Annotated in this window: 9 protein-coding genes; 3 read left to right on the top strand and 6 right to left on the bottom strand. The window is 51.9% G+C overall.

Annotated features, from left to right (window positions below; genetic code table 11):
• Positions 1–65 precede the first annotated feature (65 nt).
• Positions 66–1,073, top strand: a complete 1,008-nt coding sequence (locus tag VH86_RS23440; RefSeq protein ID WP_045834277.1) for an NAD(P)-dependent alcohol dehydrogenase — start codon at positions 66–68, stop codon at positions 1,071–1,073.
• 230 nt (positions 1,074–1,303) lie between these two features.
• Here VH86_RS23440 and VH86_RS24745 read toward each other — a convergent pair whose 3' ends face one another.
• From VH86_RS24745 to VH86_RS23420, 4 genes are all read right to left on the bottom strand, one after another.
• Entirely contained in the window at positions 1,304–2,314 is a 1,011-nt protein-coding gene (locus VH86_RS24745; RefSeq protein WP_052696644.1) for a fimbrial protein, read from the bottom strand.
• A gap of 17 nt (positions 2,315–2,331) precedes the next feature.
• Positions 2,332–4,848, bottom strand: coding sequence for a fimbria/pilus outer membrane usher protein (locus VH86_RS23430; protein ID WP_052696643.1), 2,517 nt, complete (start codon positions 4,846–4,848; stop codon positions 2,332–2,334).
• Between the two features lie 22 nt (positions 4,849–4,870).
• Positions 4,871–5,551, bottom strand: coding sequence for a molecular chaperone (locus VH86_RS23425; RefSeq protein WP_045834276.1), 681 nt, complete (start codon positions 5,549–5,551; stop codon positions 4,871–4,873).
• A 71-nt stretch (positions 5,552–5,622) separates the two neighbouring features.
• On the bottom strand, positions 5,623–6,138 hold the full coding sequence (locus VH86_RS23420; RefSeq protein ID WP_045834275.1) for a fimbrial protein: 516 nt from the start codon (positions 6,136–6,138) through the stop codon (positions 5,623–5,625).
• 513 nt (positions 6,139–6,651) lie between these two features.
• On the opposite strand from VH86_RS23420, the gene VH86_RS23415 reads away from it, so the two are divergent.
• Positions 6,652–7,263 carry a LuxR C-terminal-related transcriptional regulator gene (locus VH86_RS23415; protein WP_045834274.1) on the top strand — a complete coding sequence of 204 codons (612 nt, stop codon included), beginning with the start codon at positions 6,652–6,654 and terminating at the stop codon, positions 7,261–7,263.
• A gap of 20 nt (positions 7,264–7,283) precedes the next feature.
• On the opposite strand, the gene VH86_RS23410 is transcribed toward VH86_RS23415, so the two are convergent.
• Entirely contained in the window at positions 7,284–10,904 is a 3,621-nt protein-coding gene (locus VH86_RS23410; protein ID WP_045834273.1) for a transporter substrate-binding domain-containing protein, read from the bottom strand.
• Between the two features lie 3 nt (positions 10,905–10,907).
• The gene (locus tag VH86_RS23405; protein ID WP_045834272.1) at positions 10,908–11,531 is read right to left on the bottom strand and encodes a response regulator transcription factor; all 624 of its coding nucleotides are present in this window, start codon (positions 11,529–11,531) and stop codon (positions 10,908–10,910) included.
• A gap of 622 nt (positions 11,532–12,153) precedes the next feature.
• On the opposite strand from VH86_RS23405, the gene VH86_RS23400 reads away from it, so the two are divergent.
• Positions 12,154–12,468, top strand: coding sequence for a hypothetical protein (locus VH86_RS23400; RefSeq protein ID WP_045834271.1), 315 nt, complete (start codon positions 12,154–12,156; stop codon positions 12,466–12,468).
• Positions 12,469–12,630: the final 162 nt, after the last annotated feature.

Genomic DNA, 12,630 nt, shown 5'->3' with positions numbered 1-12,630 from the left:
TAAGCATCGATTATAGCGCCTGTTTTCACGCCACACTAAACGCACATTGAACACAGGAGAATACGATGCAAGCTATCCAACTGACTGCCCCGAACATTAATGCCCTGACAATCAGTGAACTGCCCCGCCCACTGCCTGGCCAGGGCGAAGTGCTAATACGGCAACATGCGGTGAGCCTGAACTACCTCGATTTGGCGCTGGCAACGGGTCAGTTTAGGGACCTCCCACAGCCAATTATTCCGGGTGCAGACAGCGCGGGGGAGATCGTGGAATTAGGTGCGGGTGTGCATGGCTGGGAGATTGGTGAACCTGTGATACCCGGAATGATGCACAGCTGGCATGCGGGTTTGATTCGCGCTGAACATCATCATGCCCTACGCGGCGTGACGGGCAATGGTGGATTGGCGGAATTTGCCGTAGTGCCGGCAGCTTCATTGGTGCGCATTCCTGAATTCCTTAGCTGGCAGCAGGCCGCCACGCTGCCGATCGCGGCAACAACGGCCTGGAATGCCATCGTGCGCGGTAAGGTTCAGCCTGGTAGCACCGTGCTGTTGCTTGGGACCGGTGGCGTAAGTCTGTTTGCGTTGCAATATGCTAAAGCGGCGGGCGCGCGGGTGATTATGCTCTCCTCTTCCGATGAAAAACTGGCGAAGGTGAAAGCCCTGGGTGCCGATGAAGGGATTAATTACCGCGATGAACCCGAGTGGGATAAACGGGTGCTGGCGCTTACGCACGGTCAGGGGGCGGATTTGGTGCTGGAGTCAGTCGGTGCGGCAACATTTGCAAAATCGATCAGCGCAGCCGCTTATAACGGAACGATTTTTGTGATTGGGTTTGTGGGTGGTGCGGAGTTGACCGTGCCGGTACTGCCAATCATGCAGAAGATGTTAAATATTGTCGGGAATAACACAGGCTCAACGGCGGACCTGCGTCAGGCGGTGAGAGCGATTGAAGTGTCTGGGATTGTTCCCGAGATTGATCGCGTGTTTGCCTTTGCGGAAACGCAGCAGGCTTATCGTTATCTGCAATCTGCCGGACACGTGGGGAAAGTGGTGATTGATTTGAAAGCCTGAAAACCGGCGGTTTAGCTGCATGTGCGATGGGCCGCTGCACATCAATGCTTACAGATCATTGCAAGGTCGCCAATGACGGCGACCAACATGCCTCTAATAACGGTTTTAAAATTCAGGCCGCATTTAGAATCTGTAGCGCTTCACGATTAAAAGCTAGCAGGTCATCAGTGCATCTTGCTCCTCGATGTCAGGGGAAAAGGCCATAAGATGCATTAAAACCCCATTGTGCTTTACTGGTATGTCATGGTGAACGTCGCACTGGCATTAGCCTGACCTGCCGTGATATTGGCACCCGTCTGAATGTACTGCGCCTGCAGCGGCACAGCATAGTTACCGTCCGTGCTGGTCGTGCCGATACGCATCATGCGACCAAACTGTACAGGCACGCCCTGAGACAGGATTTGCAATCCAACACCACTTGCCGTCTGCCCCGCCGAGGTATCCAGTTTCAGGATGCCCGTAGTACTGTTCTCAGCCCCTGCAGCGCCCGGATCGATGGTGACGTTGACGTTAGTTGAAGCGTCACAATCCAGGTCTATCTGGAAATCTGTCTTGCCCGCCGTTCCGCCGCTCTTTCTGAAATCCGTGGCGTTAGCCTGGTTCATGTTGACCTGAATGTTCGTGTTCTTCACTGAGCAGGCAACGGTAGTGATTTTCGAGGAGGACAGGTTCGTCGTGAACACGCGACCTTCGCCGTTCGTGAATCCTCTTATCATAACCTCGCCGGGAGTTATCGCGCCACTGGCCGTTTTTCCCGTTTTTACCAGCTCAATAATATTATAACCGTTGGTGGAGTTGCCCCAGGAACTCTGTGCACAGAACCTGTTTGTTGTGGTTGAATACGAACACCATGTATTGCTGGACCTTGGCATACTATAGGTGTTAATTCCCCTGACCCGGATGGCGATGCCCGGCACGCCGGTTTCAAACAGCTGCTGACCGTTAAAGTTTACGCGGCTGAACTCGCTGCCGACATCAATGGTGGCAGCATATCCCCCCGTGCGCGGGCAGTCAGCAATATTTCCCTGACTGAGATAGCGCTGCCAGAGATTGATGGAGCCCAGCACGGTCCCTACTGGCGCATCCCGCTGGATAATGATGTCGCCAAAGCTTACCGTTTCTGAACCCTCGGCTCTCCCTGAGACAAAATGGCAGTTTACCAGTGCAAAACTGTTCAAGCTCAGCAGAGACAGCAATGAGGCCAGTACGATACGCACGGCTTTAAACTTAAAATTTTTCATCTTTTATTCCGAATCCATTAACGACAGACTGCAGCGATATCAACCAGCGACTGAGCGGCGTCAGGTAAAGTAAACGCGGCGGTACACTGCTGCCCTGACGCATTACCCCATTTGACGTTCAGCTGCCCTTTCTTGCTCAGACCGCTGAGGTACACTTCGCCCTGGTCGCCGACGATCGCCGCGTTATTCCCGTCCTCTCCGTAGCTGACCGTGGCGCCGAACGGTACGGGTTTGCCGTCAGAACGTTTTAAGGTGATCAGCGCGCGCTGACCGACTTTTGCACTGAAGGTGGCGCGCACCAGGGCACCACGTGTCGGTACCACGTTCCGGCTGGTTACATCCACATCCACGTCGTCCGGCATGGTTTCCGTGCTCAGCTCCAGTTCGTTATTACGGTAAGGGCTGACGAACGGAACCAGCGCGTAGCCGCGGTAATCGGTTTTTACGCCCGACTGGTTATTAATGCTCACGCCTGATGCACCGGGCACTTTCACCAGCGCCAGGGTTTCGCCGCCGCTCTGCCCCGCCGTAATGCCGTCTCCGTGGATCGCAATCGTACCCTGCGCGCCATAATTGACGTTGTGCCCCTGCGTGTTATAGCTGTAGGCGCCGTTGAGCTCTCCATAGGTGCCTTTGTAATTTGCACGGCTGTAACCTGTATTCCCTTGCGCCTTATTGCCGTAGCCCTCTGCCACTGACCAGCTTAGGCTGTTTCCTTCCAGCGCGGTTCCGCTCAGGGAGACGTTCTGGTTTGTGCCGCCAGCCTGACTGCTGCTGAAGTTATATCCGGCGTAGGTCGTGCCCGATAACAGGTTCAGCGAAACGCTCAGGGACAGCGAAATAAGACGGTCGGACTTATTCTGCTGAGACGCCGTAACGTCTTTATTAAAGGCGTAATTGAGGCTGTAACCCACGCCACGGAAACTGTTGGCGTAGCCCAGCGACCAGGAGTCTGTTTTACGGTTGCTGCCCCAGTAATCCTGGCGCACCACCGATGCAGAAACGTATCCGGCATCATCACCAAGATTCTGCGTTAACGTCAGCTCGGCCCGGTTACGCCTGCGCTCCTGATAATAAAAATCACTGCTGCCGTAACGGGCATCCAGCGCATCATTGAGCGTGTAAAAACCAGAGGTTGAATAGCGGTAACCGGCAATCGCGATATTCGTGCCTGTGGCGGCGAGGCTTTTGCTGTAACGCGCACGCATCGACTGCCCGCGCGCGGTATCACCCTTCTTCGTCGTGTTTACCGACTGAGTCACATCGGCGGATATGGCCCCCCAGTCACCCAGGTTTTTACCGCCTCCCAGAGAGGCTGAGCGGTAGTTGTCAGCAGCCTGCATGCCGCCGTACAGCGTGAAGCCGGCAGGAAGGCCATAAATCAGCGTGCCCTGTAAAATACGGCTGTTTTCAACCCTGTTTTCATAGCTGCGGTACTGTCCCGCGCTGAAGGCATAGCGCAGATGGCCCGCGCGCTGCAGGATGGGAAGCGAAGCAAAAGGCACAATCTGGTGCTGCTCGCTGCCATCGCTTTCCCTGATGGTCACATCCAGATCCCCGCTGCCGCCGGTGGGGTACAGGTCAGAAATCTCAAACGGGCCCGCCGGTAAAAACGACTGGTAAATCACAAAGCCGTTCTGACGAATGGTCAGCTCCGCGTTATCACCCCGGGCAATGCCGCGCACCACGGGCGCATAGCCGCGAAGGCTCTCGGGCACCATTTCGTCGTCCGAAGCGAGCTGCGTGCCCCGGAACGATACGCTGTCGAAAATCTCGCCGGGCGTACTGGTATCTCCCAGTGTCCACTGAGCTTTCAGCGACGTGATGCCGCGCTGCGCATAGGTATAAGCGCTCTCCCAGCGGCCGCTGTCACCCGAGCCACGAAGGTATGTTGAATAGTTACGCAGGCGCCAGGCGCCCACGTTGAGCCCCGGTCGCAGACTGGCGTACTGTGTTGAGCCGCTGTTGCCCTTGCCATTGCGGGCAAAACTATCGCTCGATGAAAGGCTGTAGTTGATGATGGCTGCGGTCAGTCCGTCATCCCATTTGTCTGGTGACACGTAGCCACGTACCGGGCTTGCCAGTGCGGCCTGCGGGACGCTGATGCGCAGCGCCTGCGCCCGGAAGTCCAGCGTCGCAGACGCTTCAGGAATCCCTGACAAATCAACGCAGCTCTCCCCTGAACTCTCGTCGCGGGTTAACGCCCCGGTGCGGATACCGTAACGTTTGAGCATCTCTGCCGTCAGGCAGGGAGAGAGACGTGCATTGTCATCCGGGCTTTTTCTGAAGCTGACGTCGGCTGAATCGACGTAGATATCGTTGACGTAGATTTCAACGTAGTAAGACCCCTCGGCCTGGCCGCCCGACTCAAACTGTTTCAAATCCGGCGTGTCACCGGCTTCGCTGACGCGCTCAAGCAGTGCAGGGTTAAAATAATCAGAAGCGTAAGCCTTCGAAATAAATGGCGCTAACATCAGCATTAATGCCAGGGGCTTAAATTTAAGCTTGATTTTTTTCTCCGGTATACTTTTCATCTTATTCTTTCTTAACCTGCATTCAGAAGCTGAATTTAAATGTCTGGCTCGGTACGCCATAGTCGTTAAATACTTTCCATTCCACGGTTCCGCTTGTCTGTTTTGAATTCATGACAAAACTTTTGCTGGAATCAGGCGCCACGTAGGTCACATTCTGAAGCTCGCTGCCGTTAACCACGACGGAAGAAAAGTTCATGTAATAAGGCGTGCTGTTTTTTACTGTCAGCGTGTTGCCGGACTGGCTCCATTTAAGCTTGTCAGCTGCGTCAGTCGGGCTGGTTTTCGCCAGGCTGGCCGGGCGATAAATTAATTTGATTCGGGTCTTGACGGCCAGTTGCAGCTGATTGGTTTCAGCGGGCTGGCTGCCTGAAGGAATGGCTTTCACGTTAAGCCAGTAAAGCGTTTCACGATCGGCGGCCAGTGCTGCCCCGCGAAACAGAATGCGTAAGGCATTATTCTCTTTTGCGTCCAGCCTGAATAAAGGCGGCGTAACCGCGAAGGTTTTGTCAGGCGTGCCTGACTCCGATTCTGTCCAGGACTGAACCAGAAAAGCTTTATCATCAGGATTGCGCAGCTGAATCGACACTTCCTTCTCTTTCTCGTTATAAATGACGCGCGTGCCGCCAATCTGAACGCCCGCGAATGAATCCAGAGAATTCAGTGAAATTGCTGACAGCAGCAGGGCCTGAGTTAATTTTTTCATGGTGTTCGCTCGTCGTTATAAAAGGAGAAGGCGATGCCTGCGCCAAATAACAGCGCAGACATCAGGACAAATCAGTTGTAATTAACGGTGAAGTTAACTGTTGAGTTTGCATCACCCGCAGTAACCGTCGCGGCGGTAGAAATGTAGGCCGCGCTGAAGTTGAGTGATGCATTGCCTGCATTAATCGCTACAGGTTTTGAGTCTGTGAACAGTGGCAAGACTGAACCATCTGCATCACGCAGCTGAATACCAACGCCTTTTGCCTGAGTACCTGTGTTAGTTAAAGCCAGGACCGCCGGATTACCGCCGTCTGGCGTGCCGTCGAACTTCACATGAAGATTGGTGTGAGTTGCAGGGCAGTTGCTCATTACCACAGTGAAACCAGTGGCGGCTGAAACAGTTCCTGGTGCAGTAAATGAGTCGCTGCCAATGTTGCCCAGTAAAACGTTTTGAGTTTTAGATGCAGCTGAAATATCGCAGGTATCATCGGTGATGGAGCCGACAAAATTAATGGTGCCATCAGCGGCCTGGGCTGATGCGGCAAACAATGAAGCGATAACAGCTAAGGCGAGAATATTGGTTTTCATAATGTATCCAGATTTAAGTTTGTGCAGCTGATAATGTGACTTATTGCAGTCTGAATAAGTCGTTCCCCATAACCAGACATGTCATCAGTTCATGTCATCGGTCTCAGAATATTCATCCCCTGACCTGCCCGGGATGTGGTCTATGATGCGCGGATATCCGTCCTGAATCATTCGGACGAGGGAGAGGGATGTGTCATCAATTAACACCCGATCTGTAGTCCTTTTCCTCCATCGGTGTAGGGCAAGCACCCGCACAGGTTGTAAAAGCTAAGGCCGTAAGAGATTAATCGGATGAACAGCCTGAAATGGATAACGTACTTTCTGCATCGCTAATGAGAATCTGACTTTGTTTTTCGCTGACCGCGTTAATTACGGTTCTGTACTCTTCGTCAGCTCCCTGTAAGAATTAATATCTGAACGCACTGTCGGCTCAGGACTACAGAAGGCGGGGCGTACTCCTATTTTATTGCCGGACAGACAGGTTTTATTCTTGAATATTTGAAGGGTATTAAAATGATAGCCATTCTGTCTTCCAACAGGTATTTCAATGCCGGCGTTAAGGCGATATTTCAGGCCATTCGCGCAGAAGTCAATTTCTGCGAACCATCATCATTATCCGCGTCCCCGTCTTTATTTCCGGAGATTGCGCTGATTATTATTGATATTCACGGGCTGAATCTTAACTTTGAAGAGACGCTTACCCTGCTGGGCAGATTAGCGGCGCGTCACCGTACCGCCAGGATAATGCTGATTACAAACCGCATCAGCCAGGTCACGGTTAACACGCTGAGACGGTATCACGGGGATATGCTCGTCGTGGCCTCCCGTCATTTTTTCTCGCACGCTGCAGTCAGATTCCAGGGAATCCCGGATAACCGCTCCATCAGAACCTCTCCGCTGTCTCAGAATGAACAATCAGGATCAACTGAACGATTAACAAAGCGTGAAATACAGGTTCTGCGGCACCTGTCCAAAGGAAAATGCCTGAAGAAAATTGCCAGCGTCACCAACCTCCATGCGAAAACCATCAGCCACTACAAATGTTCGATCATGAAAAAATACGGCTGTGCCAGCGTCAGTGATTTAAAAACCGTGATTGAGCAACTGGGCTACCACACTTACTGAAAAGAGGGGGATAAGCCCCCTCACTGAGTCGAGTGTTTAAGCCACATCTCAATGCATTCATTCAGCCGTCCGACATCCCCGGATGCTTTTTCCCAGGCCAGAGACACCATTTCAGACGTCGCAGAGGCGTCCAGACAGAGCGTTTCCAGTGCTCTGCAGCTCTGCTCCGCGCTGCGTGCGCCGATAATCTGTGCGGCACCTGACATCCGGTGAATACACCTTGCCAGCTCTGGCCAGTCCTCCAGTTCGTATAAGTCCTCTGCAAGCTTCTGATCTTCCCGGTTGCTTTTGAGCGTCACGGACAGCAGTTCGGCAAGCATGGCTGAATCATTGTGTGTGAGCGCTGACAGGTCCTTTAAGCTCAGCAGATCACTTAGCTGCACGCTCGGTTCGTCGGGGATAATCAGCTGATCGGTAATATTATTCAGAATGCCCTGTAGCTGAGGAAGCTGAAGCGGCTTGAACAGGCAGTCATCCATGCCCGCCGCCATACACTTATTCCGTTCCTCCGGCCACGCATTCGCCGTCAGACCCAGAATAGTGACGTGCCCGGACTCATGCTGACGGATAAGTTTTGTCAGCGCGATGCCGTCCATTCCGGGCATACTGCAGTCGGTAATGACGGCATCAAACGGTTGTGTCTGCCATTTTTCCCAGGCTTCCTGTCCGTCTTTCGCCTCCGTCACGTTATGGCCGAGATGCAGGAGCTGATGCTTCATAAGCATGCGGTTGGCGGGATGATCGTCAACCGCAAGAATGTGTAATACCCTGCGTGCTGAAACCACCTCCGGAAGCGGTACTTCTTCAGCCTCTCTCCGCTCCATGTGAACGTCAGCGGGAATGTCAAACGTGACGGAAGTGCCCTTACCCTGCTGGCTTTGCATCCTGATATCGCCACCCATCATCCGGACCAGCTGCAGACAGATTGCCAGGCCAAGACCGGAGCCATTCTGGCTTTTACCCGCACGAGCCTGAACCCAGGGGTCAAATATGTCAGACTGCTCTTCCTCTGAAATCCCCTTGCCGGTATCACGTACGCTGACGCACAGCGAAACGCGGCCGCTGTCTCCGGAAGGCAGAATATCCAGATCGACGTCAACATGTCCTTTTTCGGTAAACTTAATGGCATTGCTGACCAGATTTGATAAAACCTGCCGGAAACGCAGCGGGTCAACAAAAACCTCATAAGGTAATACGGCAGGGAGTGAGCTTTTCAGCTGCAGGCTTTTCTGTCTCGCCAGTCCCTCAAAAACGCGGAGGATCGGAGGAAGCAAATCCGTGGTCCGGACCCACTCAGGTGCCAGCTCCAGACGCCCTGATTCAATCCGCGCCATATCCAGAATATCGCCAATAAGCCCCATCAGGCTTCTGGCCGATTCCCAGGCGACCCGTATCGTGTCCTCTTTGTCTTCGTCTGACTGCGTGGTTTTCACGGCCAGTTCCAGCAGGCCGATGATAGCGCTGACCGGGGTGCGGATTTCATGGCTCATGGTCGCCAGGAAAGTGCTCTTGGCCCGGTTAGCCTGTTCGGCCCGTTCACGGGCATCCATAAGGGCGCTGTTCAGCTCTTCCTGCTCACTCATATCCATCCAGGTACAGATGAAGCCGCCCGGCAGACCGGCACCGTCGGTGAAGGCCACAGCGTAATGGATCACGCTGCGTTCTTTCTCGCCATCAAACACCTGCTCGTACCTGACGTAAGGATGTAAGGCCTCCCCGGACTCACCAATCTTCTGCGTCACGTTACGCCAGAGCATGTGCAGCGGATGCGTTTCTTCGCACAGCGCCTCGTCAGAGAAGGCGTGATCCGATCCGGCAAAGAAATTATGCATCGCCTTATTATAAAGCCGCAGATTTCCGTCCAGATCGGTCACGTAAACCGGCAGCGGGAGCGTGTTAATCAGCGTCTCATTAAAACGCAGCTGATCCTGCAGGCCTGACTGCGCTTTCTTTCTGGCCACAATTTCCCTGCGCATGTAAAACACCCAGATAAGTGAGGTGAACACAATAATCCCTGCCACACCGGAGACGAGCCAGAACTGTTTGCGATATAGCTCCCAGGTGTTGAGACGAATATCAGGGCGTATCTGCCACTTTTTAATGATGTCACTGATATCTGAAGGCGAAATATTTTCCAGACTTTTATTGAGGATCCTGAGAAGCTCCGGCTGATTCCGGGATACGGCAAAACTTATCTCCCCATCCGGGGCGTCAATACTGTCCGTTATTTTCAGCTGCCCCTGGAAATAACGGTTAATCATGTAACTGGCGCCATAGAGCGTGTGAACCGCCATATCCGCATTACCTTCAGCCACGTTCTGCATGGCAACACTCGCGTTTGGCGTTTCAACCAGTCGCGTGCCCGGGTGTTCACTGAGTAGCTTTAATGCCAGCGGGTTACCTTTCACCAGCGCAACACGTCTGTCATTAAGCTCCTCCGTATTTTCGCTGGCGCCTTCTTTCATCACCGTAACAAAAGGGGATTTGAAGTAGGGGCGCGAGAAAAATAAATTATCATTTCGCTCATCGCTGTGGCTGAGCGCACCGATAAATAGCGCCTCTCCCTGCTCGATTTGCTGCTGCATGGCCTTCAGGGACTTTGCCGGAACGGGAATAAAATCAATGCCCGTTCTCTGACTGATCAGCCGGAGAATATCGGCCGTCACGCCGTAAAAATTTCCGGCAGCGTCCGTCATCGTGAAGGGGGCATAAAATGCGTTGATCGATACCTTTACCGTGCGATGCCGGGCAATCCATTTCCGCTCCCGCTCCGTAAACGACACCGGTTTACGGAGACGCCACATCTCCGTTCCTTCGCTCCACTGCTGCATGATGACCTGTGACTGTGCCGCAGGAATAGCGTTCAGAGCGGCATTGAGCGTACGCAGCAACACATCTTCATCCCGTCTGACAATGAAGCGGGTACCTGTATCCCGCTCAGGATAGACGTTCTGAAAGGCCAGATAATTGGTGTAATTAAGATCAAGCAGATAGGAGGTTGTAACAAGATTGCCAATAAAGAAGTCATTTTTCTGAAACGCAACCGATGCCAGCGCCTGTTCATCAGTGTCAAAGTGCATGATCCTGACGCCGGGGAAATTTTTATTAATCCATGCATCATCAACGTACCATCTTGCGATGGCGAGCCTCATGCCGGGCTGATAGCTGAACGTTTTTTCCGGCTGCTGCTTTTTATGAACAAGAACGGGGTGATCGGGGATAAATCTCTGACTGAAGCTCAGCTCACTGTGAAATGGCGGGGTTTTACCTGATGCATCGATAATCGTATCCACTTCACCGTTGCTCAGCGCGTTGAGAGCGGTTTCGCGGTCAGGGTAACCTGAAATCTCAGTGCCAAGCCCCAGAGAGCTCGATACCAGCATCAGGTAATCGGCGGTCATGCCTTCATACTTACCATCCTGGCTAAACATACCGATGGGGGGAATTTCGGGGCGCCAGACGCCGACCTTCAGTAACCGCTTTTTGCCGAGCCAGCGCCAGTCTGCATCAGCAATGTGAAAAGCGCGGGGATCGTATTTTTCTCGGCTCAGCATCTGCAGGGGGTCAGAAGGAGGAGAAACGTCGGCACCGGCCACGGATGAAAAACAAAAGAAGAGCGTAATAAGGAAGAAGCGTTTCACTTTTCAGTCCAGATTGTGTCGGCGGGCAAATTCAACGAGTTCGAGCGTTGTGCTGAGTTCCAGCTTGGAGAGGATGCGGGTTTTATACGTACTCACCGTTTTATTGCTGATGTGCATCTTTTCAGCAATTTCAATCACCTTAGCGCCCCGAGCCAGATACTGCAGAACCTGTAATTCCCGGTTAGAAAGAGATTTTATGATCGAAACTTCACCTGACGGCAGTCGGGTCTGACCGGAATCCTTTCGGTTAAGCGGAAAATAGCCGTATCCCCGGATGACTGCACGAACAGCATCCCCGAGTTCCTCAAGGTTGTTTTTTTTCCCCACAAATCCGTCCGCACCTGTGCTCATACAGCGGCTGAGATAATGTTCGTCGTCACGCGCGGTAAGCACCAGAATGCCACCCCGATAATCATGCGCTCTCAGTTTACCAATCAGCTCAATTCCCCCCAGGCCGGGCATATCGAGATCGACCACAATCATGTCGGGATTTAATTCTCTGATAAGCCTAAGCGCTTCATAGCCCTCACCTGCTTCCGCGACTATGCTGTGTCCGTCTTTCTCAAGCAGCATGCGCACGGCAAGTCTTGCCACCGGATGATCGTCTATTATCAATATGTTAGCCATGGTTTTCCTGCGTGCTGATTCTGAGGATAATGCCACGATAGTAAACAATTGTGGGATAACAACAATCGGATACGCTCTCTGGTTTACAGCAAAATGTAGTACTTGGACTACATACAAACCAGAAATACCCTACAGGCGCCAGCAATTTTTAGCGTGTGATAATGCAAGATAATCCGACAAAGTATTCCAAAGCCTGCCAATCATTTCGCGTAGTCCTTTTCATACACATCATCACCTGCCATCTCATGTTCTCGTTCCGGTCAGTCCGGCAGAATAGATTTAAGAAAACATGCGAACCGAATTTATATTCCCTTTTATTCAGGAAAGAAAAATGAAAGTTTCAAATCCAGAAACAGTCAAAAACAAATCGCTAGACCTTCGCTCAACCACCTGGCTTGCAATACTGACCTGCTGTTCAGGCTTATGGATGTTAATTGCACTTTTTGTGTCGCTTTACTGAACACGGCATTGATGTAAATCACACGGAAATCATTTTCTGGTCCAAACAAGATCACTGTTCAACCAATTGTTTTTAATGGTAAAGATGAGGTTAATCAAAATAAATTAATGCAATCCTAATTCCCACCGATACTGATATTAATCAAGTACGGGGGATGCATTCATGAAAGTAATAAACATTGGTTCAGTGATTTCAGCGATCTGTTTTTTACTCATAGCTCAAAGCAGCCACGCCCAAAAAGAGGCGTCGCTAACAGGTAAAATCAGTTTTGAAGGTGCTATTGTGAATGAAACTTGTAATGTGAGTTTTGAACAACACAGCATTGTCATGCTTTGTCCGGCATCGAACTCTTCAGCCGTCAGATACCCGAAAACAAATAGTCCTGTTCAAGTTAAAGCTTTCAATAATGAGAAGGTAGCCTTTGACTGGCTAGATGAAAGAAGAAAAATTGGCACGATGATTATCACCATGCAGTGATTTCTAAAGGAACACTAGTCCCAACCGGGAATGGCATATTAACTTTCCGGTTAAGACTCAATTTTTCGCCCCTTAACGTAGCGCCAGAAGGCGTTCCGCCGTGAGATCTAAGCGTGCACCTGAGCGATAAACACAAGCCGATATCTTCAGCGATAGGCTGTG

It is taken from the genome of Pantoea sp. BL1, from assembly GCF_000963985.1.
Classification (GTDB): Bacteria; Pseudomonadota; Gammaproteobacteria; order Enterobacterales; family Enterobacteriaceae; genus Pantoea; species Pantoea rwandensis_B.
This window is presented reverse-complemented; position numbering and strand designations above follow the sequence as displayed.